This window comes from Massilia sp. CFBP9012 (assembly GCF_034045115.1).
GTDB lineage: Bacteria > Pseudomonadota > Gammaproteobacteria > Burkholderiales > Burkholderiaceae_D > Telluria.
Genome location: NZ_JAXCWM010000014.1, coordinates 93,441 through 117,033 on the forward strand (window position 1 = coordinate 93,441; position 23,593 = coordinate 117,033).

Consider the following 23,593-nt stretch of genomic DNA (forward strand, 5'->3'; position numbering starts at 1 on the left):
CGTGCGTAACCACGTCGTTCCCGCGCAGGCGGGAACCTAAGTTTTTACGCGTAGAGTTAAATTAAACAGCACCACTAAGCAAGCAGGCTTGGGTTCCCGCCTTCGCGGGAACGACGTGCCAGGGGTGCGTGCTACGACGAGTCTTCCTCAGGTGTTCTTGTCGACCTTGTCGATACTCAGCCCCAGAATACTGTCAAACGCCGCACACGCCCCCGCGCACGCATCCGCGATCTCGTCGGGCGACTTCACGTGCTCTTTCAGCGCCAGCATGAACGCGCGCCAGCGCGGTCCCGGACCTTCATCGGCCCCGCGCAGGTAGCGCAGCGGATGCGGCGCCAGCCGCTCCGAGAGATTCCCGTACAACACCTTCCCGCCCAGCTGAGAACCTTCGATCACGTACGCCACGCCCCAGCGGTAGGCGGCGCTGGCATCCCGCGGCCAGGCATGTGGATTGGACGGCGCGCGCAGAGGCGGCATGCCCGGCTCATTCAGATCGGCGTCGATCAGCGCCAGCCGCTCGACCGCCGGCAGCACTTGTTGCGGACCGTCGGCAAAGCCGTCCAGCCAGGTCTGCAGCGGCGCCAGCCAGTCGCGCACCATGGTCAGGTGGGTCGCGTAATCGTTCAGGTCGGGAGCAGGCCCGGACAGCGGCAGGCCGCTGTCGAGGCGTTCGTGGCGTTCGGAAGTGGCGGCGCGCAGCGCGGCCAGGGCGTCCACATCGGGCGCCGTATCGTGAGGTCGGTTCATGCCCTCATCTTAGCAGCGAACCAATAAATCAGTCGGCCACGGGCTCGGGATAGTCGACCGAGATGATCTCGAGCTCGTCCATGCCGAGCGGGGTCTGCAGCGGCACCACATCGCCCTCGCGGCACTTGGTGAGTGCGCGCGCCACCGGCGACACCCAGCTGATCTTGCCCTTCAACGGGTCGAGCTCGTCCACGCCGACGATGGTGACGGTGTGCTCCTCGCCGGCCTTGTTGATATAGCCCACCGTGGCCCCGAAAAAGACCTGGTCATTGCCGTAGTGAACAGTCGGGTCGACCACGAAGGCCGAATCCATGCGCTTGGTGAGAAAGCGGATGCGGCGGTCGATCTCGCGCAGTCGGCGCTTGCCGTAGATGTAGTCGCCGTTCTCGGAACGGTCGCCGTTGGAGGCGGCCCAGTGCACGATGCGCACCACCTCGGGACGGTCGACGTCGATCAGCTGCAGCAGCTCATCCTTGATGCGCTGGTAGCCGGCCGGGGTGATGTAGTTCTTGGCGCCGGCGGGAATCGCTTGCGCCAGGGCCAACGCGTCTTCGTCGTCGTCGTTGTCGGACTCTTTAACAAATGCCTTATTCATGACCTTATTGTAACGAGACTTGGCGTCGCCTGCGCCGGGATTCGCGCGCTTTTATCGTATGATGCAGACAACCCAAAAGCAGTGCAAAAAAAAAGAAGCGACGAGACAAACAATGAGCCTGCCCTCCTCTTTCCACACCGAACATCCTCCCACCTCCGGCCTGGTCTACCAGTTCGTCCTGCATCCCGACGGCGCCATCGGCTTTCCCTGCCTGAACGATGGCTGCAGCGCGCTGCTCGGCCTGGCGCCCGGCGAGCTGCAGGACGATCCCGCCCTGTTCGAAGGGCTGATCCTGCCGGAAGACCGGCGCGCCTACCACGAAGCGATGCAGATATCGGCCGCCGCCCTGGCGGCCTGGAACTGGGAAGGACGGATCCGCATTCCGGCCTGGAACGACGTCAAGTGGATCAACCTGCGCGCCACCCCGCACACCCGCGAGGACGGCGCAGTTCAGTGGGATGGCATCATGACCAATATCACGGCAAGCAAGCAGGAGCAGGAAGAATCGCACCGTTCGCGCGAACGCCTGGCCGAGCTGACCGCGCATATCGAGCAGGCCAAGGAAGACGAGCGCACCCGCATCGCGCGCGAAATCCACGACGACCTGGGCGGCAACCTCACCGCGATCAAGATGGCGCTGGCGATGCTGTCGGCGCGCCTGCCTGCCGATCAGCCGGACCTGATCGACAAGGCCAACTACGTCGACGGCCTGGTCGACCGCACCATCGAGGCGGTGCACCGTATCTCGCTCGACCTGCGCCCGAGCACGCTCGACCTCGGCATCGTCGCCGCACTCGAATGGCAGGCGCACGAATTCGAGAAGCAGATGGGGATCGCCGTCATCATGCGCTGCCCGGACAAAGACCTGGAACTCGAGCCCGACCATGCGTCCGCGCTGTTCCGCATTTTCCAGGAAGCGCTCACCAACATCGCCAAGCATGCCAGTGCGACCCGGGTCACGGTGTCGCTGCGACGCCAGCGCAATCTGCTCACCCTGTCGATCTGCGACAACGGCCGCGGCATCCAGCCCGCCGACCGGCTCAAGCCGCAATCGTTCGGCCTGCGCGGCATGAGCGAGCGCGCCAATGCCCTGGGCGGCACGCTGGCCTTGTCGTGTGCGCCCGGAGGTGGCACGATGGTGACCATCAAGACCAGGCTGGCACCCCGGACCTCCGCGCAGCAGGCGGCGACAGACAGGGCAGCACAAGAAGAAGAATGACCGAAAAAGTAACCATCCGCGTTTTCATTGCCGACGACCATGCCATCGTGCGCGAGGGCCTGAAGCAGATCCTGGCCGAGCAACGCGACATCAACGTCGCGGGCGAGGCCGAGAACGGCGTCGACGCCGCACGGCTGGTGGGCAAGTCCAAGGCCAATGTGATGCTGCTCGATATCTCGCTGCCCGACCGCAACGGCATCGACGTGTTGAAGCAAATAAAGAAAGACCGGCCCGAACTGGCGGTACTGATGCTGTCGATGCACCGCGAAGACCAGTACGCCATCCGCGCGCTCAAGGCCGGCGCGTCCGGTTATCTCACCAAGCAGAGCGCGCCGCGCGAGCTGGTGACGGCGATCCGCCAGGTGGCGGGCGGCCAGAAATACGTGAGCGCGGCGCTGGCCCAGACCCTGGCCAGCTCGATCGGCGCGGACCACGAGGCGGCGGTGCACGAAGGCCTGTCCGACCGCGAATACCAAACCCTGACCATGATCGCATCAGGGATGACGGTCAGCGAGATCGCGCGCGAGCTGTCGCTGTCGGTCAAGACCATCAGCGAATACCGCGCCCGCTTGTTGGTCAAAATGCAACTCAAGACCAGCGCCGAACTGACGACCTACGCCATCCGTAACGGTTTGGTGGATTGAATGTGACATTCCGTTGTGATAAGGCGGCAACCGATGCATTCACCGGCCGTGTTACCGTTTTTTAATTGATGCACGGCAAAAAAGCTGATTATCATGTCGCCAATCCCGCGAATTCGTCATTGCGCAGTAATCCATGTCCATCTCAACTCCTGCCGCGCCCGCCGTGAACCAGCCAGCCAACCCCGCTGAGATCGCTCGCGAGGCCTTCCGCCGCCTCGCCACGCGCCGCCTCGCGCCGACCCCGGACAACTATCGCGCCATCTACGACGAGATCGCCGGCACGCCATCGGTGCCGCCTCCCGTATCGAATCCCGCACCTGCTCCCGACCTTGGCGCGGTCGAGGTCCTGGCCGGCTTCGCGCGCCGCATGGCCGAAACGCCGGGCGAGCTGTCCGAGTATGGCCGCCGCATGGCGCGCGCGGTCAAGCTCGAAGACTGGACCGGCTATACCCAGGCGCTGGGGCAGATGCTTGACCGCCATCTGCGCCGCAATACCCCGGTGATGGCCCTGGGCGACGAGGAGCCGGACACCGTGCTGCTGCGCGAGATGCTGGCGCGCACCCTGTCGTTCGCCTGCGCCTCGCTGCTGAGCGGCGACGCCGAACTGTCGGCCGAGGCCGAGGCGCTGGGCGCGGCGGTCAAGACCGCCGTCGGCGAATCGGAACTGCAGGACATCGCGGCGCGCCTGAAGCAGTTGTGCTTCCAGATCGAGCTGCGCAAGGACGACGGCGCCGAACAGCAGGAACTGCTGCTGCGCCTGTTCCGCCTGCTGCTCGACAATATCGAAGGCCTGCTCGACGACGACAACTATATGCGCGGCCAGGTGCTGGTGGTGCAGGACCTGATCAAGGGCCCGCTCGACGCGCGCGCGCTGGAAGACGCCACCCGCGGCCTGAAGGACGTGATCATCAAGCAGGGCCACCTCAAGCACGGCATCGACGACGTGCGGGGGGCCATGAAGAACATGATGATGACCTTCATCGACCGCCTGGGCTCGGCCGCCGCCTCCACCAGCGACTACCACGCCAGGCTGGGCGGCTTCTCCGAGCGCATCGGCCGCGCCACCGACGTAAACGAGATCAACGGCGTGCTCGACGAAGTGCTGCGCGAGATGCGCAGCGCCCAGGACGAGGCGCTGGCCTCGCGCGACCGCATGGTCGGCGCGCATAAAGAGGTGCAGGAGGCCGAGCAGCGCATCCGCGAGCTCGAAGCCGAGCTGCAGCATATGAGCGAGCTGGTGCGAGAAGACCAGCTGACCGGCAGCCTCAACCGCCGCGGCCTGGACGACGTGTTCGAACGCGAAAGCGCGCGCGCCGACCGCAGAAAGACGCCGCTGTGCGTGGCCCTGCTCGACCTCGACAATTTCAAGCGGCTCAACGATACCTACGGCCATATGGCGGGCGACGCCGCGCTCAAGCACCTGGTGAAGGTGGTGCGCGAGACGCTGCGCTCGATGGACGTCATCGCCCGCTTCGGCGGCGAGGAATTTTTGATCCTGCTGCCCGAGACCACGGTCGACGCTGCGGCGGCGGCCATGGTGCGGGTGCAGCGCGAGCTGACCAAGCACTTCTTCTTGCACGATAACGAGAAGATGCTCATTACTTTCTCGTGCGGGGTCGCGCTGCGCACACCCAACGAAGAGCAGGCGTCGCTCATGGCGCGCGCCGACAAGGCGATGTACCAAGCCAAGAATAGCGGGAAGAATCGGGTGGTGATCGCGGATTGACCGGCGTCATGCCGGATGTAAACTCGGCTGCAATGTAGTCATCATCAAGCAGCCAGTCCATGCCCATCCTGCATCGCACCCAGTCCTTGTCCGCGCTCATGCCCCGCTTCGTCGAGCGGTTCCGCTGCATCGGCGCCAGTTGCGAAGACACCTGTTGCTCCGGCTGGGCGGTGTATGTCGACAAGAAGACCTACAAGGCCTATCGCAAGGAATCGGTCCCGGCCCTCGGGCGCATGATGGCCAATATGACGCGCCTGGACGGTGGCGGCGAGGATGCCTACGGTGCGATCACGGCGGTTGGCCAGGAACAGCGATGCCCGGCACTCCAGGATGGCATGTGCTCGGTGCAGACCCACCTCGGCGAATCCTACCTGTCCGACACCTGCCACACCTACCCGCGCACCAACCGCAGCGTGCATGGCCAGGTCGAGCAGTCGATCACCCTGTCCTGTCCCGAAGCCGCGCGCCTGGCCCTGCTGGCCGAGGACGCCTTCGATTTCGTCGAGGCCCCGGTCCAGCTCAGGCATGCGGCCATGCTCGGCGTCGGGCCGCGTTTCGGTGTATCGCCGGCGCTGATGGCCGAGACGCGCATCTTTTTCCTGAACCTGCTGCGTACCCGCGAACTATCCTTGTGGCAGCGCCTGGCGCTGCTGGGCGCCTTCTGCGACACCCTGAGCGCGCTATGCGCGAGTGGCGGTCAGGAGACCATTCCCGCCATGATCGACGACTTCGTGCGCCTGGTCGACAACGGCGAGCTGGTCGCGACGCTGGACCTGATCCAGCCCGACCATGACGCCCAGGCCATGGTGTTCGCCACCTTGTGGGCAACCAAGGGCTTCGAATCCAGCTCAACGCTCGAACAGGCCTTGATGCACCAGGTCGCCACCAGGTTCGGCGCCGATGCCCACGGCCAGGTCAGCGCCGAGCGCCTGGTGGGCGCCTACCGGCACGGCCTGGGCCGCCTCGACGAGGCGCTGGCCCAGGCGCCATGGCTGCTCGAGCATTACCTGGTCAATGAAGTCCTGGTCGAACTCATCCCGTTCAATGGCGCGACGCCCTACGACAGCTATGTGCAGCTGATGGCGCGCTTCGGGCTGTTGCGCCTGATTCTTGCCGTGCAATGCAATACCGAAGGCGAGCTGCCGCCGCTCGCCACCCTGGTGTCGACGGTGCAGCTGCATTGCCGGCGTTTCCAGCATGTGCCCGGCTATACCAAGCGCGTCAACGATTCCCTGTATGACAGCGGCTGGGCGGAACTTGGCAAACTGTACACATTACTCAAGACCTGAGCCCCAAAATAAAAATTATTTTTGCCCTCAAGTTCCTTTTTTGCCTGCCGCCAAGGCCAGCGCTTTTTGCCAGCGCCTTACTCGCAAGCCATTTTTTTCGAAACGGGGCCCTAAACTTTTTCCATAGGGCACCGTTACCAGCAACAACAGCGGTTTGAACGTCACGGAACAGCGCGACGGACCAAAGTACACAGCAGCACGGTCGCTGCACCCTGTAAGACCACGTCTCTGGAGTAGACACCATGGCATCCGTAATCAATACCAACGTTCCTTCCCTGAACTCGCAGCGTAACCTGTCGACCTCGCAGTCGCAGCTGAACACCTCGATCCAACGCCTGTCGTCGGGCATGCGCATCAACAGCGCCAAGGACGACGCCGCCGGCCTCGCGATTTCCGACCGCATGAACTCGCAGATCAAGGGCATGACCCAGGCTACCCGTAACGCCAACGATGGCGTGTCGATGGCGCAAACCGCCGAAGGCGCCCTGTCGAGCTCGGGCGACATCCTGCAGCGTATCCGTGAACTGGCAGTGCAGTCGTCGAACTCGTCGAACTCGTCGAGCGACCGTAAAGCCCTGCAGACCGAAGTTACCCAACTGACCTCGGAACTGAACCGTATCGCCAACACCACCGAGTTCAACGGCCAGAAGCTGATGGACGGCACGATGGGCACCGCGAACTTCCAGGTCGGCGCCAATGCAGGCCAGCTGATCTCGATGTCGGGCTCGAATTTCACCACCTCGACCTACGGCAATAACACCACCGACATCGCCGCCAAGAGCGCCGCTTCCACCGCGACCAACGGCGTGGTTGCCGGCACCGTCACCATCAACGGCTCGCAAGGTTCGAAGGGCATCAACGTTGCTGCCGGCGACACCGCCAAAGCCACCGCGGCCCAGATCAACAACGCCAGCGGCGAAACCGGTGTCACCGCGACTGCAAAGACCGACGCCAACCTGGACCTGGTCGCCAGCGCGTCGTACACGATGACGCTGGAGTCGGATAACGACGACGCCGTGACGATCTCGTTCTCGATCGGCACCGACGACGCCAACGGCCACGCCGGCGCCATCAGCGCTTTCAATGCCCAGTCGGCCAAGACCGGCGTCACCGCGTCGTACGATTCGAAGAACGGCGGCATCAAGCTGACCCACGCCGACGGCAACGACATCAAGGTAAAGAACACCACCACTGGCGCAACTGCCAACAACGCCGTTCTGTCCACGTACGATACGGACGGTGTCAAGGGCACCGCGGTTGACACGATGGGCGCGGACGGCGGCACCGCGATGGGCAAGATCACCATGAACTCGGAAAAGAGCTTCTCGGTGGTTGATGCGACCACCACGATGGGCCTGGGCGGTAACTCGGACCTCGATTCGGTGGCCGACCTCGATATCGGCACCTTCGAAGGCGCACAGGCTGCCATCCGCACCGCCGATGCAGCCCTGGCAGCAGTCAACAGCCAGCGCGCCGAATACGGTGCACTGCAGTCGCGTTTCGAATCGGCGATCTCGAACCTGGGTTCGTCGACCGAGAACCTGTCGGCATCGCGCAGCCGCATCGTCGATACCGACTTCGCTGCTGAAACCGCAAAGATGACCCGCGGTCAGATCCTGCAGCAGGCTGGTACCTCGATGCTGGCCCAGGCCAACTCGCTGCCGAACGGCGTCCTGTCGCTGCTGCGTGGCTAATCGCTAGCCAACGGTAGTAACAACGCGAGGTAAGCGGTTCCTCGGCCAGAGAAATCTGGCCGGGGAATTTTCATTAGGGAGTGCGACATGCAGATCCAGTCAATTGGTACGCCCAGCATCGCCAAGCCCGAGGAACGTCCGGCTGCGGCCGCTGCCACTGCGGCGGGCACGGTCAACGCTCGCCAGGTGCGTCCGGATACGCCGGATGCGCCCGATGCGCTGCCCGGCAAGGACGAAGTGTCGGCAGCCGTCAAGAAGCTCAATGAGGCGATGCCGCCCTCGGCCCAGTCTCTGGAGTTCGAGATCGACGAGGACAGCAAGGAAATCGTGGTCAAGATCATCGACCAGAGCACCAGGGAAGTGGTGCGTCAGATGCCGAGCAAGGAGGCACTGGAAATGGCCAAGGCAATCGACAAGATGCAGGGATTGCTGATCCGGCAAACCGCCTGAATCACTTTTGGGTGAAAAAGCGCCACCTCCGCGAGGACGTGGCGCTTTTTATATGGTTCTGGCCTGAACGGGATCGTAACTGTTTCGCAAAATCAAAATAAAGCCACATTTACCGCTCTTAAGTACCGTTTGTTTCTGCCGATAATCACTTACATTATCGCTTTCACGGGAGATACAAGTGGCACTCGACATCAATGGCCTGGTTTCACAGCTGATGCAGCAAGAGGCTGCACCGCTGGCCAACTACGACAAGAAGACGCTCGCGCTGCAGTCGCGCAGCGCCGCGTACAGCCAGGTCAGCGCCGCGGTCGGCACCTTCCAGTCCGCCCTGAGCAAGCTGAACACTCCCGCCACCTTCCTGGGCCTGAGCGCCAGCGCCAGCAACAAGGACATCTTTTCCGCCACTGCCGGCGCCGACGCCGTCGCGGGCAAGTACAAGATCAACGTCACCCAGCTGGCGCAGGCCCAGAGCCTCAAGAGCAATGGCTACGCCAGCACGACCTCGACCATCGGCGGCAGCGCGCCGACCACCCTGACCTTCCAGTTCGGCACCGCGAGCGGCGGCACCTTCGGCGCCAGCGGCAATGCGCTGGGCCTGGCCGCTGCATCGAGCGGCATCGGCAACGGTTCGCTGAGCCTGAACGGCGTCGCGATCGGCACCGGCCCGACCACCCGCAGCGCACGCGCCCTGGCCGAGGCGATCAATGCGCAATCCGACAAGACCGGCGTGGTCGCCACGGCCGGCGCCGCCAGCACCACCGCCGGCCTGTTCAACAACTTCGGCCAGGTCAGCGTGGACCCCGGCTCCAGCTATGCCCTGTCGGTCGGCGGCGTGCAGCTGGCCAACCTGACGCCGGGCAGCGCGCCCCTTACCGGCGCCGGCCTCGATACCGCGCTGGCGGGCGCCGGCGCCCGCAATGCCCTGGCCGCTGCCAATATCACCGTCAGCGGCAGCGCCGCAGCGGGCACGCTGCAGTTCAGCGCGTCCGACGGCTCCTCCATCGACGTGACCGAGACCGTGACCGGTACCGTGCGCGGCGGCATCGGCCTGGCCGCTACCGCGGCCAATACCGGCTCGACCGTGACGGCGACCGCCGGCGTCACCCTGAGCTCGAACGACGGTAACCAGATCACCGTCGGCGGCACCAACCCGGCCGCCGCCGGCTTCACCGCCGGCAGCGTCGGCACCCATATGGGCGCGGGCTTTTCTCTGAACGGCGCCATCAACAGCAAGACAATCACCCTCGGCACCGGCGACCAGTCGCTGCAAGGCATCCGCGACGCCATCAACAAGGGCGATATGGGCGTGACGGCCACCATCGTGTCCGACGGCAGCGCCAAGCCCTACCACCTGGTGCTGACCTCGAACAAGACCGGCGAAGCGACGACCATGAAGATTACCGTCGGCGGCGAGGACGGCGAGGCAGGCGATCCGGCCATCGCCGCCATGCTCGGCTACGACCCGGCCGGCACGCAGGGCATGACCCAGACCGCCGGCGCCCAGAGCACCAAGCTGAACATGAACGGCATCGAGATCAAGAGCGACAGCAACTCGGTCTCGGGGGCCATCCAGGGCGTGACCCTGGATGTGTCGGCCGTCGGCAGCTCGACGCTGACGGTGTCGAAGGACACCGCAGCCATCACCAGCTCGGTGAACGAATTCGTCAAGGCCTACAATGAACTAAACAAGACGATCAACGGCCTGACCGCTTATAACACCGAGACCCAGAAAGGCGCGGTCTTGCAGGGCGACGCCAGCGTGCGCGCGATCCAGAGCCAGCTGCGCAAGCAGATCAGCACGGTGATGGAAGGCACTGGCGGCAAGCTGACCTCGCTGAGCCAGATCGGCATCGGCTTCCAGAAAGATGGCAGCCTGCAAGTCAATTCGACCAAGCTCAACAAGGCGATCACGGACAATGCGGCCGACTTCGGCGGCCTGTTCGCCGCGATGGGTTCGACCACCGACAACATGATCAAGTTCGGCCAGTCGAGCGCCGCCACCAAGGCCGGCACCTATGCGATCAATATCACCAACCTGGCGACCCGCGGCAACCTGACCAGCAGCGCCGCGCTGAGCGGTTCGACCACGATCGCACCGAACACGGTCTGGAGCGTCACGCTGAACCAGACCGACCCGGTCACCGAAACCAAGACCCAGGAGATCAAGCTCCAGGCCGGCACCTACAGCAACGACGACCTGGCTGCCCTGATCCGCTCCGCGATCAACGGCAACTCGGTCTTCGCCGGCGCCGGTGACACGGTCGAGTCCGAGGTGGGTGACGATGGCCGCCTGAAGCTGTCGTCGAGCAAGTATGGCGAATTGTCGAACATCTCGATTGCCGCCGTCAGCGGCAGCCCGGTCGACAGCATCTTCGGCGGCGCCGCGCCGACCAAGGGCACGGACGTGGAAGGCACCATCGGCGGCGTCGCCGCCACCGGCAACGGCCAGTCGCTGACCGCGGCGGCCGGCTCGCCGGCCGAAGGCATCCAGGTGTCGGTCACCGGCGGCATGATCGGCGACCGCGGCAGCGTCACCTTCTCGCAGGGTTTCGCCCACCAGCTGACCAACCTGGCCGCGGGCTTCGTCGGCAAGGACAGCCTGCTGCAAACCAAGACCGATGGCCTGAGCGTCTCGATCAAGTCGATTGCCTCGCAGCGCGAACGCTTCGAGACGCGCCTGGAAAGCATCGAAAAGCGCTACCGCGCGCAGTTCGTCGCGCTCGACGCCATGATGAGCTCGATGCAGAACACTTCTAACTATCTCACCCAGCAGCTGGCGACCCTGTCGTCCAACTGGGGTTAATTCAGCATTACTGGAGAATCACATGTTTGGAACCCCGAAACGCGGTGTCGGCGCCTATGCCACGGTTGGCCTGGAAACCGGCGTTGCCGCCGCCTCGCCGCACAAGCTGGTGGTAATGCTGTACGACGGCGTGATCGTCGCCCTGCTCAGCGCGATCAACGGCATCAAGTCGTCGAACATCGCCATCAAGGGCGCCTCGATCTCGAAGGCCATCACCATCATCGACAACGGCCTGCGCGCCTCGCTCGACAAGAAGGCCGGTGGGGAAATTGCACAAAACCTGGATGCGCTGTACGACTACATGAGCCGCCGCCTGCTGGAAGCGAACATCAAGAACGACGCGACGATCGTCGAAGAAGTCCACGGCCTGATGGCCGACCTGCGCGGCGCCTGGGTCCAGATCGGCGAGCAGCAGGAAGCGCCCGAACCGATGCCGCCGGCGATCCAGAAAGCCCCTACCCTGATGAGCGTTTGAGGAAATGATGACGATGACGATGAGCGGACAGGAAGTCGTGACCACCTACGAAACCATGGTCGGCATCACCGAGCGCATGCTGGATGCAGCCAGCGCCAATGAGTGGGACCGCCTGGCCGAGCTGGAGCAGGAATGCGCGCGCCATGCCAACCGCCTGAAAGCCAATGAAGGCGGCGCGCCGCTGGGCGGCCCGGAGCGCCTGCGCAAGGTCAATGCGATCCGCCGCATGCTCGACTTCGACCGCCAGATCCGCGACCTCACCATGCCATGGATGGCGCACCTGTCGTCGCTGATGAAGAGCACCTCGACCGAACGCCGCGTCGTGCGCGCCTACGGCGTCTGATAATGGGAGGGCCCGATGCTGCCGCGTGAACTCGTCGGCAGCGTCGCGCCTGTCACCCCGGCGCGGCCGGCCGAGCAGGCCGCCGATCCGCGCCAGCAAGCCTTCGCGCGCGAGATCGCGCCGTTCCTGGGCAAGGCCATCCACGGCGCCATCCAGGCCCGCCTGACCGACGGCACCTTCGTCGTCAAGTTTGCCGACACCCAGGCCCGCATGCAGCTGCCACCCGGCGCCCAGGTCGGCGCCGACGTGCCGATGACCCTGGTCGGCCTGCATCCGCGGCCCACCTTCCAGGTCGGCTCCCAGGCCAACAACGCCACCACCGCCTTCGCCGAAGCCGGCCCCGCGCCGCAAGAAGATGCTGACGGCGCGCATGCGCCGCTATCGTACCGCGAAGGCGCCGCCGTCAGCCGCGCCAGCGCCCTGCTGGCTTCCAGCGGCGCGATGGCCGCGCAGGCCTTCGCCGGCGGCACCGAAGCGAAGAACACCACCCTGAGTCCCACCGCCCAGGCCCTGGCCGGCGTGCTGGCCGCGGCCCGGAAGGCCGACAGCCAGCTGTCCTCCATCGTCGGCCGCGCGCCGCTGGTGGGCGGCCCCGGGGCCGATCCGGCGGCGCTGGCCGCCGGCCTGCAGCAGGCCTTCGGCAAGAGCGGCCTGTTCTACGAATCGCACGTGGCCGAATGGGCGCGCGGCGCCCTGCCCATGTCCGAACTGGCTGGCGAGCCGCAGCAGCAGGCCGCGCAGGGCGGCGTGCGTCCCAATCCGCAAGATCCCGCCACCGCCCAGTTCATCAGCATGCAGCTGGCGGCCCAGGAACAATCGCAACTGGCCTGGAAGGGCCAGCTGTGGCCGGGCCAGCCGATGGAATGGGACGTGCAGCGCGAGGCCCATGGCGGCAAGGATGGCGAGGGCGAGCAGGCGATCTGGCACTCGCGCCTGCGCCTGCGCTTTCCGCAGCTGGGCGAACTCGAGGCGCAGCTGCGCATGGTGAACGGCGCCTTGCAGGTGCAGTTCGCGGCGGCCGACGACGCCACCGCCGGCCTGCTGCGCGAACACATGCCGGAACTGGCGAGCGCCCTCGATGCGGTGGGCACGCCGCTGGCCGGCTTCGATGCGCGCGCGCGCACCGGCAAGCCCGAAGCGAAGGATGCGGGCGATGACTGAATCGGCCGGCAAGCGGCGCCAGAACGCCGTGGCGCTGGCCTATGGCGCCGGCGAGCGCGCCCCGACCGTGGTGGCCAAGGGGTCCGGCATGATCGCCGAACAGATCATCCAGCGCGCCCAGGACGCCGGGGTGTTCGTGCACGAATCGAAGGAGCTGGTGTCGCTGCTGATGCAGGTCGATCTCGACCGCGAGATTCCGCCGGCCCTGTATCGGGCAATTGCGGAACTGTTGGCATGGCTATATCATATAGAGTCGGCTCGACAACATGGTGAGCTACTGCCTCCCGCGCCCGATCCGACGCCCCACCTCCCAATGGAACCAGCGGCAAGGACAGAAGCAAGCGATGAATGAAGCAGAACTGGAAGACTGGCACGATTTCGAAGTTGGATCGCGCCGCGAGATCGTGGCGCTGCTGCGCCAGATCGGAGAAAAGAACCAGCTGATTCGCATGCTGATCAAGGGCGAGGCCGACGTCTGCGTGACTTCGATCCTGGCGGTCGACGAAGACAGCGGCACGGTGGTGCTGGACCGCTCGGTCGACCGCGCCCAGAACGAACGCATCGTGGCCGCCGGCCGCGTGAAATGCGAAACCTCGCTCGACAGGATCCGCATCCTGTTCGGCGCCGACGGCCTGGCCGCCACCACCTGGCGCGGCGAGCCCGCGCTGCGCGCCGACATCCCGCCCACCCTGATCCGCCTGCAGCGGCGCGAGTACTACCGCATGCCGACGCCGGTCAGCAATCCGGTGCGCGCATTGATTCCGGTGCCGATCGACGCCGGCGGCGGCATGGGCGTGTTCCCGCTGCACGACATCAGCGTCGGCGGCATCGCCCTGCTCGACAACAAGCTGCAACTTGGCGCGGGCATCGGCCGCGTGATCGAGGGCTGCCGCATCGAGCTGCCCGAGATCGGTCCGATCGCGACCTCGCTCGAGATCCGCAACTGGCTCGACCTCACCCTGCTGAACCACAAGACCAGCCGCCGCCTGGGCTGCCAGTTCGTCGACATCTCGCGCGGCGGCCTGGCGGCCGTGCAGCGCTATATCACCAAGCTCGAACGCGAGCGGAATGCCAAGCTCGCCGGTTTGGCCTGAAATCGGCCTGAACCCTCAGGTGGCCTGACGCGCCGGCACGGCGTAGCGTGGCGCCGGCGCGGCATTGCCGAACATCCCGGCCAGCTCGCGCCGCGCCGCATCGTAGGCAGTCCATTTTTCTCCATCGTGCAGCCCCGGAATGGTGACCTGTTCGCCCTGCGCGAGGCCCGCCAGCGCGGCGTCGACCAGGTCGTCCACGCTCATCACGACCTCCGCCGGCAGGCGCTCCAAAGGATGGCCCAGCGTGTCCCAGAAGCCGGTGGCGGTCACGCCCGGCAGCACCGCCTGCACGCGCAAGCCCTTGGCGCCGAACTCGTGCTGCAGCGCCTGGGTAAATGCCAGCACATAGGCCTTGCTGGCGCCATACACCCCATTCATCATCTCGGTCGCGACCGCGACGATCGACGACACGTTGACGATGGTGCCGGCCCCGCGCGCCGCCATGCCCGGCGCCACCGCATAGCACAGGCGGGTCGGCGCGGTGACGTTCAGCGCGATCATCCGGTCCATTGCATCGACGTCGTCGCCATGCAGCGGCGCGACCGAGCCGATGCCGGCGTTGTTCACCAACAGCGTGACGTCGCCGCGCACGCGCAGCAGCGCTTCGACGCGGCGCAGCGCGTGCGGATCGACCAGGTCGGCGGCCAGCACCTCGACCTTGCGGTCGGTGGCGGCGCGCACCAGGCTCGCCACGCGCCCCAGGCGCTCTTCGTCGCGCGCGATCAGCACCAGGTCGTAGCCCTGGCGCGCCAGGCGGTCGGCATACACCGCGCCCATGCCAGTCGATGCGCCGGTGATCACGGCGGTTCCCTTGTTTGCGTGCGTCATTGGATGTCCCTTTCAGAAATTGGCGGGACCAGTGTAGCGAGCCGCCCAAAAAGATGCAATCTTGATGCCTCTTTAATCGGAGGGAGGCCGGCATCGCGCATCGGCAGGCCCGGGGCGGCGCGCTCCTCCTTTTGGGAGAGCTTCGAAAAAAAATCGCTCCGCATGTCACAGCCGCGCGCGCCCGCTCGTCTTATCTGCAAGAAGGCCGCACAGTGCGCCCTCGCCACCCTGAAAGGAACACATCATGTCCGCACGTCTGAACCTGTTCACCCTGGCCCCCGCCAACCTGAAAGCCATGGTCAACCTGTCGATGACCAACCGCCAGAGCTCGATCGGCGAGCGCCTGTTCGAGCTGGTGCAGCTGCGTGTCTCGCAGCTCAATGGCTGCGGAGTCTGCATCGACATGCACTGGCGCGACCTGATCAAGCAGGGAGCCGATCCACGCCACCTGAACTCCTTGGCCGCATGGCGTGAATCGCCGTTCTTCAGCGAGCGCGAACGCGCCGCCCTGGCCTGGGCCGACGCTGTCAACGCGCTGCCGCACCGCGACGACACCGACGCCGCGTGGCCGGCACTGCGCGAGCATTTCAGCGAGAACGAGATCGCCGAACTTGGCTATACTATCGCGGCGATTCGCGGTTGGAACGTCATCAACCTGAGTCTGCGCAACCAGATCCCGGTGCATCCCGCCCCGGGCATGTAAACGACGATCGATGGACACGGCCGCGCGCGAACCCTCTTCTTCCCTGTCGCTTCCCACAGCATCGCTGCACGGCCACGACACCGCGACCCTGTCCCAGGCGATGGGACTGCTCGCCATCGTCGGCGACCTGAGCATGGGCCAGCCGATCGACGGTTCGGAGCGCGCCGCGCGCCTGGCCGCGCGTGTGGCCGCGGCGGCCGGCTTTGACGCCGCGGCCTGCGAGCACGCGCGCATGGTCGCGCTGCTGCGCTGGTCGGGTTGCACCGCCAACGCGGCCGGCTTCGCCGCGATGATGGGCGACGACGTCGGCGCGCGCCATGCGCTGGTGAGCCGCACCCTCAATGCCCAGCAGATTGCGCGCCTCTCCGACACCACCGAGCTGGCCGAAGTCCACTGCGAAGTCGCGGGCGACATTGCCGCCATGATGGGCCTGCCGGCCGCGGTCGAAAGCGGCTTGCGCCACGTGTGGGAGAACTACGACGGCAGCGGCCTTCCGTTCCACCTGCGCGGCGACGAAGTGCCGACCGTGGTGTACCACGCGGCGCTGGGCGGCGACCTCGAGATCCTGGCGCGCGTGCATGGCGCCCCCCGCGCGCTGGAGATGATCGCGCAGCTGGGCGACGTCAAATATCCGGCGCGCCTGGTGGCGCTCGTGGCGCCGCATGCGCGCGCCTGGCTCGACGAGCTGGAGACCGCGGAAGCGCCATCGTCGCAGCCGGATTTTCTTCCGGTATCGGTGCCGCTCACGCTGGTGGCCGACATGATCGAACTGAAGCTGCCCTGGCTGGCTGGCTATTCGCGCCGCGTCGCGCTGCTGGCGCAGGAGGCGGCGCAGCTGGCGGGCCTGCCCGAGGCGCAGCAGCGCAGCCTGGCGCGCGCCGCCCTGCTGCACGGGATCGGGCGCGCGGCGGTGACCAACACGGTATGGGAGCGCAACGGCAAATTGAACGCCGCCGACTGGGAAGCGGTGCGCCTGGTGCCCTACTGGACCGCACGCGCCGGCAGCCGCATCGACGGCCTGGGGCCGGACGCGCAACTGGCGTCGCACGTCTACGAGCGGCTCGACGGCAGCGGCTACTTTCGCAGCCTGGACGCGAGCGCCCTCGGCGCGCCCCAGCGCCTGCTGGGCGTGGCCGCCGCCTGGGTGGCGCTGCGCTCGCCGCGGCCATGGCGCGCGGCCCACGAGCCGGCGGCGGCCCGCGCCCTGCTCGAGGCCCAGGTGACGGGAGGACGCTTCGACCGCGCCACGGTAGACGCCGTCCTGGCCGCGGCGACGGGCGTTCGCGCCGCGTCGGGCAATGGCGCGATTGGTGGAGGTAGTGGGGGTGGCGCGAACGGAAGTGCCGACGCGCCGGCGCGCGCCACGCTGTCGGCGCGCGAGGCCGAGGTCTTGCAGCGCATCAGCCTCGGGGAGAGCAACAAGGAGGCCGCGCGCGCCATGCGCATCAGTCCCAGCACCGTCCGCACCCACGTCGAGAGCATCTTCCGCAAGCTCGATTGCTCGACCCGCGCCGCCGCCACCCTCAAGGCCCTGACCCTGGGCCTGATCTGAACCCGACATCTGCTCGAGGGGGCCGCGGAACATATAGCCGCGCAGCGGCACGTTGACGATCCAGGCGCCGGCATCGGGCGCCGCCGCGCCCAGCGCCTTGCGCAGGTTCGAGACGTGCACGCGCACGTTTGCTTCTTCCACCACCAGGCCCGGCCACACCAGGCGCAGCAGTTCATCCTTGCCCACCACCTCGCCGGCGCGCCGTACCAGGCACACCAGCAGGTCGAAGGCGCGCGAGCCCAGCGCCAATTCGCGCCCGCCGGCTTCCAGCCGCCGCCGCCGCGGGAACAGCACGCATGGTCCGATGCGCCAACCTGTCTTCACTATCGTTCTCCTGCATGGCGCTGCATGGCCGCGCCATGCAGCGCCATAAATCGTGATGCTATGCCGCGGTATCGATCGCGCGCACCATCGCCCCCAGCACCGCCGCGGCGTCGTACTGCGCCGCATGGCGCCGGTGCAGCGCGCCCATCGCGGCCGGGTCCATGGCGCCGCGCCGGTCGAGCTGGCGGCGAAAATCCGCATCGCGGAACGGGTCTCGCACGCTGTCGCCGAATTCTTCCAGTCCCAGGCGGCCATCACCGTCGACGTCGAGCATTGAGTGAAGCTGCTTGGCGCGCTCCATGCCTTCGTCGCCGCCAAGCCCGGCAGCCAGTTCGTCGACGCCGATGATGCCGTCGCCATCGGTGTCGATCGACTTCGCCACCTCCTGCTTGTACAGCATGGTGTACGAGCCCTGGGTCATGGTCATGCCCTTGGCGGCGAAACCGGCGATTGCGTCGGCGTGGCGCGCCTCATTCTCTTCAAGGCGGCGCTTGTCTTCGGCCGAGTCGGCGCGCGCCTGGGCGATCGCAAACGGGACCTGGCTGCCCGACGGCTTCGCACCCGCGATGCGGGGCATTGCCGACGACAGCGCCGACGACAGGCTGGAAGAAATCTGCATGGCTGCTCCATCATGGATGAGGGACTGTCATCGTCGCGCCGAATGCGTGCTGGATAAAGAGCCAAGATCGGGCCAATGACTGGGGCCATCGCGCCGCCGATGCGAAGTCGCGTAGGGCACTACCGGCGCCCTGGACCAAGATCTGAATTTAAGACTGAGCCAAGCCGTTCTTGGCCCAATCCGATCTTTCGTAACTACCAGTCCAAGTGCATAATCTACTACCAGGGAGGTAACGTTTCCAATGCAAGACCTGTCCGTCAGCGACTACCTGAGATTCGACGCCGGCAGCCCCGTCCCGCTGTACCGCCAGATCCACGCGCGCGTGCGCGAGGCGGTCGACACCGGCGTGCTCAAGGCAGGCGACCGCATCCCCGCGACCCGCGTGCTGGCCGAGGAACTCGGCCTGGCGCGCGGCACCGTGGCCGCCGCCTATGCCCTGCTGTCGGCCGAGGGCTACCTGGAAGTGCGCGGCGCGGCCGGTTCGGTGGTCGCGCGACGCGATCCCATCAACCGCCCGCCGGCGCGCGCCAAGGTGGCGCCGCGCGCGCGCCCGCTGCCGCTGGACGTCGGCGGCGCCGTCGCGCCGCTGCCGTTCCAGATGGGATTGCCGGCGCTGGACGCCTTTCCGCGCAAGGTGTGGGCGCGCATGGCCGCGCGCACCGCGCGTTCGCTGCAGACGCGCCACCTGCTGAAGGAATCGAGCTTCGGCGCGCCCGCCCTGCGCACCGCCATCGCCAGCTACCTCAAGCTCTCGCGCGGGATCGACTGCACGCCATGCCAGGTATTCGTCAGCGCCGGCTACCGCGAGGTCCTGGGCCTGGTCGCGCACGCCCTGCTGTCGCCGGGCGACATGGTGTGGACCGAGGAGCCGGGCTTTCCGCCCACGCGCCACCTGCTGGCGGGCCTGGGCTACGTGCCGCGTCCGGCCCCGGTCGACGAGCACGGCCTGGACGTGGCGCGCGCCGCGCTGCTGGCGCCGGGCGCGCGCATGGCGGTGGTCACTCCCGGCCACCAGTGCCCGCTCACGGTCGGCATGCCGCCGGCGCGGCGCCGGCTTCTCCTCGACTGGGCCGGCGCCCACGATGCCTGGATCGTCGAGGACGATTACGACGGCGAGTTCCGCCACAGCGGACGGCCGCTGCCGGCCCTGGCCAGCATGGACCGCGCCGGCCGCGTGATCTACAGCGGCAGCTTCAGCAAGGTGATGTTCCCGGGGCTGCGCCTGTCCTACATGGTGGTGCCGCCCGAGCTGGTCGAGCGCTTCGAGGATGCCGCGAGCCTGCTCAGCAACGGCTGCCCGGCGCTCACCCAGTCCATCCTGTGCGAGTTCATGCAGGACGGCCACTTCGTGCGCCACGTCCAGGCCATGCGCCGCCTGTACGCCGAGCGCTGCGAGCTCACGGCGCGCGCGCTGGCCCCGGCGTTCGGCGCCCGCGCCAACATCCTGCCCCAGGCCGGCGGCCTGCACCTGGTGGCCGAGGTCGCGCCGGGCACCGATCGCCTGCTCGCCGCGCGCCTGCGCGAGCACGGCCTGGCGCCCGTGGCGCTGGCCGATTTTTATGCCGGCACGCCCACGCGCAGCGCGCTCCTGATGAACTTCGTCAACGTCGCCAGCGGCTCCCAGGCCGAGGAACTGGCGCGGCGGGTGGCGCAGGCGATGCAAGCGCCTCTCCCTTAGGCGCATGGCGCAGGGGGCGGCACGCGCCGCTCTACCCTAAGGCGTATTGCCGCGCCCCGCTCCTATTTCGTATCTTTGAGGCATCTTTTTTACAGGCCTGCGCATTCCCGCCAGGGCCGATCTTCCTTCGCCTGGACCCGCCATGAATACCATGACCATCCTGCTGTCCTCGTTCATCCTTTCGGTGACGGGATTGGCGATCTTCATCTGGTCGCTGCGCAACCGCCTGTTCGAGGCCAGCCCCGCCGCGGCCCGCACCATCTTCTCGGAAGGCGAGATCGGCCGCAGCGACGACCCCGCCGCCACGCCCAGCCAGGCCGCCGCCCAGGCCGCGCACGACGCCGCCCCGCCCCTTACCGAGGACGGGGCGCGGCAGTTGGGCGAGGAACTGCAGGCGCGGGTCGAGGCCGACCGTTCGAGCTCGCTCGTGACCTTCCTGTTCCTGGCCTGCGCCGTCGTGTGGCTGCTGGTGGCGACCGCCGCGGGCCTGCTCAGCTCCATCAAACTGCACGAACCCGACCTGCTGGTGAACCAGGCCTGGCTCACCTTCGGGCGCATGCGCACCATCCACCTGAACGCGGTCGCCTATGGCTGGGCGCCGATGGCGGCGCTGGGGCTGGCGATGTGGCTGCTGCCACGCCTGCTCAAGACGCCGCTGGTCGGCGCGCGCTACGCGATCGCCGGCGCCATGGTGTGGAACGCGGGCCTGATCGCGGGCCTGGGCTGCATCGCGGTGGGCCTGTCCGACGGCATGGAGTGGCTCGAGATCCCGTGGCAGGTCGACATCCTGTTCGTGGTCGGCGGCGCCCTGGTCGGCCTGCCGCTGGTGTACACGCTGCAGGCGCGCACCGTGCGCCACCTGTACGTGTCGGTCTGGTACATGGGCGCGGCGCTGTTCTGGTTCCCCACCCTGTTCCTGGTCGGTAACCTGCCGGCGATGCACTTCGGCGTGCAGCAGGCGGCCATGAACTGGTGGTTCGGCCACAACGTGCTCGGCCTGTTCTACACGCCGATGGCGCTGGCCTGCGTGTATTACTTCCTGCCGAAGATCATCGGCCGCCCGATCCAGTCGTACAACCTGTCGCTGGTGGGCTTCTGGTCGCTGGCCTTCTTCTATGGACAGGTCGGCGGCCACCACCTGATCGGCGGCCCGGTGCCGGGCTGGCTGATCACGCTGTCGATCGTGCAGAGCGTGATGATGATCGTGCCGGTGCTGGCGTTCTCGATCAACCAGCACCTGACCATGAAGGGCCACTTCAGGCGCCTGTGGGATTCGCCCACGCTGCGCTTCATCGTGCTGGGCGGGATGATGTACACGCTCAGTTCCGTCCAGGGTTCCATCGAGGCGTTGCGCAGCGTGAACACGGTGGCGCACTTCACCCACTTTACCGTGGCCCATGCCCACCTCGGCCTGTACGGCTTCTTCACCCTCGTGATGTTCGGCGCGGTGTACTTCGTGATGCCGCGCGTGATGGACTGGGAGTGGCCGTATCCGAACCTGATCTCGCTGCACTTCTGGCTGGTGGTGGTCGGTTTCGGCATCTATTTCGTCGGCCTGTCGATCGGCGGCTGGCTGCAGGGCCTGGCCATGCTGGACGCGGCGAAGCCGTTCATGGATTCGGTCAACGTGACCATCCCCTGGCTCAAGAGCCGCTCGGTGGGCGGCGCCATCATGGCCCTCGGCCACCTGGTGTTCGCGATCCACTTCGTGCTGATGGCGACCCGCCGCGGCGTGGCGCGCGAAGGCGCGGCGCTGCTGAACGAACCGCTCAAGGCCACCTCGATCCCCACGGCCGCCTAAAGGAAGATCATGCAAGACGAACTCAAACTGCTGGGCGGCGCGATGGTGACGCTGGCGCTGGCGACATCGGCGCTGGTGGTGGTGCCGCACATGCAGCTCAAGGACGGCGAACCGCCGCCGGGCCTGAAGCCCTATTCCTCGGCCGAGCTGCGCGGACGCCAGGTGTACATCGCCAACGGCTGCATCTACTGCCACTCGCAGCAGCCGCGCGATTCCGTACAGGCGCCGGACGACAAGCGCGGCTGGGGCCGCGCCTCGGTGGCGGCCGACTACCACTACGACAAGCCGCACCTGCTGGGCACCATGCGCACCGGGCCCGACCTGTTCAACATCGGCGCGCGCCAGCCCAGCGTCGACTGGCACCTGGGCCATATGTACCAGCCGCGCGCCTACGTCGCCGGCTCGATCATGCCGGCCTATCCCTACCTGTTCGAGGTCAAGGACAAGGCCGAGGAAGGCGAGCGCGTGGTGACGCTGCCGCGCGGCTATACGCCGGCCGGCAAGGTGGTGGTGGCGCGCCAGGAGGCGCTCGACCTGGTGGCCTACCTGGTAGGCCTGGATCACACCTATCCGGCGGTCGAGACCATCGGCACACAGAGGGAACGCAAATGAGTGAGCAGATGAATGATCAGCAGCGTGAGCAAGAACGCGCGCAGCGCCGCGAGAACCCCGATCCGACCGAAGGCGAGCGGCCGTTCCCGAAACCGCTGATGGCGGTGGTGATCGGCCTGGTGGCCTGGGGCATCGGCTACATCTACGTCACCCAGAGCAACGACGACGCCGCCTTCGGCGACCACCGCACCCTGGCCACCCTGCAAGGGCCGGCGCCGGGCGCCAAGGTCGACGGCGCGCAGATCTACAACGCCCAGTGCGTGGCCTGCCACCAGGCCAGCGGCCTGGGCCTGGCGGGCGTGTTCCCGCCGCTGGCGGAATCCGAATGGGTGACGGGCGATCCGAAGCGCCTGGCGCAGATCGTGCTGCACGGCGTTTCCGGCACCCTGACGGTGAAAGGCGCCGCCTACAACGGCATGATGCCGCCCTTCAAGGACAAGCTGGACGACGCCGAGATGGCCGCCCTGCTGAGCCATATCCGCAGCCAGTTCGGCAACCGCGCCCAGGCCATAGACGCCAAGCTGGTGGCACAGGCGCGCAGCGCCAGCGCCGAGCGCACGGCGCCGTGGAAGGGCGACGATGAACTCGCCTCGTTCAAGTAGCACCGGTAGCCGCGCCACCCTCCTGGCCGTGCTGGCCGTCGCCCTGGCCGGCAGCGCCGCCCTGTACTACGGCAGCAGCGGCTTTCGCGCGATCTCGACCGAGGCCGCGCGCCGCATCGAGGTGGCGGAACGTCCGCTGCGCTTGCCGCCGGCGACCCTGAGCGGCGCCGACGGCGCGGCGCGCCTGCTCGCCGACGAACTGGCCCGCGACGGCCGCGTCACCCTGGTCACCTTCGTCTATGCGCGCTGCCAGTCGATCTGCCGCGTGGTCGGCACCGAGCTGCAGCAGATGCAGGAGCAGATCCGCGCGCGCGGCGCGGCGGACAAGGTGCGCCTGGTGACGATCAGCTTCGATCCGCGCGACGATGCCAGCGCGCTGACCCGGTACGGCCGCATGATGAAGACCGATCCGGGCGTGTGGCGCCTGTACGGGATACCGCTCGATGCCGAACGGCGCCGCCTGCTCGATGCCTTCGGCGTGATCGTGGTGCCGGCGCCGCTGGGCGAGTTCGAGCACAACGCGGCCTTCCACGTGGTCGACCGCAGCGGCCGCCTGGTGCGCATCCTCGACTACACCGAGCCCGGCACGGCGCTCGACGACGCGCTGGCGCGCGCCGCGGAAAGGACCTAGGCG

23 protein-coding genes and 1 pseudogene are annotated in these 23,593 nt (G+C 66.9%); 19 read left to right on the forward strand and 5 right to left on the reverse strand.

All coding sequences use genetic code 11. From position 1 onward, the window contains the following. Positions 1-147: 147 nt before the first annotated feature. Together SOM61_RS21610 and greB are read right to left on the reverse strand one after the other, a co-directional pair. On the reverse strand, positions 148-747 hold the full coding sequence (locus SOM61_RS21610; RefSeq protein ID WP_320475990.1) for a biliverdin-producing heme oxygenase: 600 nt from the start codon (positions 745-747) through the stop codon (positions 148-150). A 28-nt stretch (positions 748-775) separates the two neighbouring features. Beyond that, positions 776-1,342 carry a transcription elongation factor GreB gene (gene greB / locus SOM61_RS21615; RefSeq protein ID WP_123069760.1) on the reverse strand — a complete coding sequence of 189 codons (567 nt, stop codon included), beginning with the start codon at positions 1,340-1,342 and terminating at the stop codon, positions 776-778. A 112-nt stretch (positions 1,343-1,454) separates the two neighbouring features. Between greB and SOM61_RS21620 the strand changes: the two genes are divergently transcribed. From SOM61_RS21620 to SOM61_RS21675, 12 genes are all read left to right on the forward strand, one after another. Further along, entirely contained in the window at positions 1,455-2,561 is a 1,107-nt protein-coding gene (locus SOM61_RS21620) for a sensor histidine kinase (protein ID WP_320475991.1), read from the forward strand. Then, positions 2,558-3,205 carry a response regulator transcription factor gene (locus SOM61_RS21625; protein WP_320475992.1) on the forward strand — a complete coding sequence of 216 codons (648 nt, stop codon included), beginning with the start codon at positions 2,558-2,560 and terminating at the stop codon, positions 3,203-3,205. Before SOM61_RS21620 ends, SOM61_RS21625 begins: the two co-directional genes overlap by 4 nt. A gap of 133 nt (positions 3,206-3,338) precedes the next feature. Continuing rightward, positions 3,339-4,931, forward strand: coding sequence for a GGDEF domain-containing protein (locus tag SOM61_RS21630; protein WP_320475993.1), 1,593 nt, complete (start codon positions 3,339-3,341; stop codon positions 4,929-4,931). Between the two features lie 59 nt (positions 4,932-4,990). Continuing rightward, positions 4,991-6,220 (forward strand): flagellin lysine-N-methylase, encoded by a 1,230-nt coding sequence (gene fliB, locus SOM61_RS21635; protein WP_320475994.1) that lies wholly within the window; start codon positions 4,991-4,993, stop codon positions 6,218-6,220. A 242-nt stretch (positions 6,221-6,462) separates the two neighbouring features. Beyond that, positions 6,463-7,914 (forward strand): flagellin N-terminal helical domain-containing protein, encoded by a 1,452-nt coding sequence (locus SOM61_RS21640; protein ID WP_320475995.1) that lies wholly within the window; start codon positions 6,463-6,465, stop codon positions 7,912-7,914. Between the two features lie 87 nt (positions 7,915-8,001). Beyond that, positions 8,002-8,364 (forward strand): flagellar protein FlaG, encoded by a 363-nt coding sequence (locus SOM61_RS21645; protein ID WP_320475996.1) that lies wholly within the window; start codon positions 8,002-8,004, stop codon positions 8,362-8,364. Positions 8,365-8,542: 178 nt separating this feature from the next. Next, on the forward strand, positions 8,543-11,167 hold the full coding sequence (fliD, locus tag SOM61_RS21650) for a flagellar filament capping protein FliD (protein ID WP_320475997.1): 2,625 nt from the start codon (positions 8,543-8,545) through the stop codon (positions 11,165-11,167). A 22-nt stretch (positions 11,168-11,189) separates the two neighbouring features. Beyond that, the gene (gene fliS, locus SOM61_RS21655; protein ID WP_320475998.1) at positions 11,190-11,642 is read left to right on the forward strand and encodes a flagellar export chaperone FliS; all 453 of its coding nucleotides are present in this window, start codon (positions 11,190-11,192) and stop codon (positions 11,640-11,642) included. A gap of 13 nt (positions 11,643-11,655) precedes the next feature. Beyond that, entirely contained in the window at positions 11,656-11,985 is a 330-nt protein-coding gene (locus tag SOM61_RS21660) for a flagellar protein FliT (protein WP_123069766.1), read from the forward strand. Between the two features lie 15 nt (positions 11,986-12,000). Then, positions 12,001-13,146 (forward strand): flagellar hook-length control protein FliK, encoded by a 1,146-nt coding sequence (gene fliK / locus SOM61_RS21665; protein WP_320475999.1) that lies wholly within the window; start codon positions 12,001-12,003, stop codon positions 13,144-13,146. Continuing rightward, complete coding sequence (locus SOM61_RS21670) at positions 13,139-13,498, forward strand: EscU/YscU/HrcU family type III secretion system export apparatus switch protein (protein WP_320476000.1); 360 nt, start codon at positions 13,139-13,141, stop codon at positions 13,496-13,498. The genes fliK and SOM61_RS21670 overlap by 8 nt, the downstream gene beginning before the upstream one ends. Next, complete coding sequence (locus tag SOM61_RS21675) at positions 13,491-14,240, forward strand: flagellar brake protein (RefSeq protein ID WP_320476001.1); 750 nt, start codon at positions 13,491-13,493, stop codon at positions 14,238-14,240. Before SOM61_RS21670 ends, SOM61_RS21675 begins: the two co-directional genes overlap by 8 nt. Positions 14,241-14,255: 15 nt before the next feature. Here SOM61_RS21675 and SOM61_RS21680 read toward each other — a convergent pair whose 3' ends face one another. Further along, positions 14,256-15,068, reverse strand: coding sequence for an SDR family NAD(P)-dependent oxidoreductase (locus tag SOM61_RS21680; RefSeq protein ID WP_320476002.1), 813 nt, complete (start codon positions 15,066-15,068; stop codon positions 14,256-14,258). Positions 15,069-15,312: 244 nt separating this feature from the next. Here SOM61_RS21680 and SOM61_RS21685 point away from each other — a divergent pair, with 244 nt between their 5' ends. Both SOM61_RS21685 and SOM61_RS21690 read left to right on the forward strand, forming a co-directional pair. Continuing rightward, the gene (locus SOM61_RS21685) at positions 15,313-15,771 is read left to right on the forward strand and encodes a carboxymuconolactone decarboxylase family protein (RefSeq protein WP_208279055.1); all 459 of its coding nucleotides are present in this window, start codon (positions 15,313-15,315) and stop codon (positions 15,769-15,771) included. 10 nt (positions 15,772-15,781) lie between these two features. After that, complete coding sequence (locus SOM61_RS21690; protein WP_320476003.1) at positions 15,782-17,323, forward strand: HD domain-containing phosphohydrolase; 1,542 nt, start codon at positions 15,782-15,784, stop codon at positions 17,321-17,323. Positions 17,324-17,362: 39 nt separating this feature from the next. Here the strand turns inward: SOM61_RS21690 and SOM61_RS21695 are convergent. Beyond that, a pseudogene (locus SOM61_RS21695) lies at positions 17,363-17,773 on the reverse strand (winged helix-turn-helix domain-containing protein); the annotation flags it as partial. Then, the gene (locus SOM61_RS21700; protein WP_320476004.1) at positions 17,706-18,266 is read right to left on the reverse strand and encodes an EF-hand domain-containing protein; all 561 of its coding nucleotides are present in this window, start codon (positions 18,264-18,266) and stop codon (positions 17,706-17,708) included. The gene SOM61_RS21700 and the pseudogene SOM61_RS21695, both read right to left, overlap by 68 nt. Before the next feature lie 241 nt (positions 18,267-18,507). Between SOM61_RS21700 and pdxR the strand changes: the two genes are divergently transcribed. From pdxR to SOM61_RS21725, 5 genes are all read left to right on the forward strand, one after another. Continuing rightward, a complete protein-coding gene (gene pdxR, locus SOM61_RS21705; RefSeq protein ID WP_320476005.1) occupies positions 18,508-19,944 on the forward strand; it encodes a MocR-like pyridoxine biosynthesis transcription factor PdxR in 1,437 nt (478 codons plus the stop codon). A gap of 142 nt (positions 19,945-20,086) precedes the next feature. Beyond that, positions 20,087-21,745, forward strand: coding sequence for a cbb3-type cytochrome c oxidase subunit I (locus SOM61_RS21710; RefSeq protein WP_320476006.1), 1,659 nt, complete (start codon positions 20,087-20,089; stop codon positions 21,743-21,745). Positions 21,746-21,754: 9 nt separating this feature from the next. Next, positions 21,755-22,357: a cbb3-type cytochrome c oxidase subunit II gene (locus SOM61_RS21715; RefSeq protein WP_320476007.1), complete on the forward strand. Its 603-nt coding sequence runs from the start codon at positions 21,755-21,757 to the stop codon at positions 22,355-22,357. A gap of 8 nt (positions 22,358-22,365) precedes the next feature. After that, positions 22,366-22,959, forward strand: a complete 594-nt coding sequence (locus SOM61_RS21720) for a c-type cytochrome (protein WP_320476008.1) — start codon at positions 22,366-22,368, stop codon at positions 22,957-22,959. Then, on the forward strand, positions 22,937-23,590 hold the full coding sequence (locus SOM61_RS21725; protein WP_320476009.1) for an SCO family protein: 654 nt from the start codon (positions 22,937-22,939) through the stop codon (positions 23,588-23,590). Before SOM61_RS21720 ends, SOM61_RS21725 begins: the two co-directional genes overlap by 23 nt. Positions 23,591-23,593: the final 3 nt, after the last annotated feature.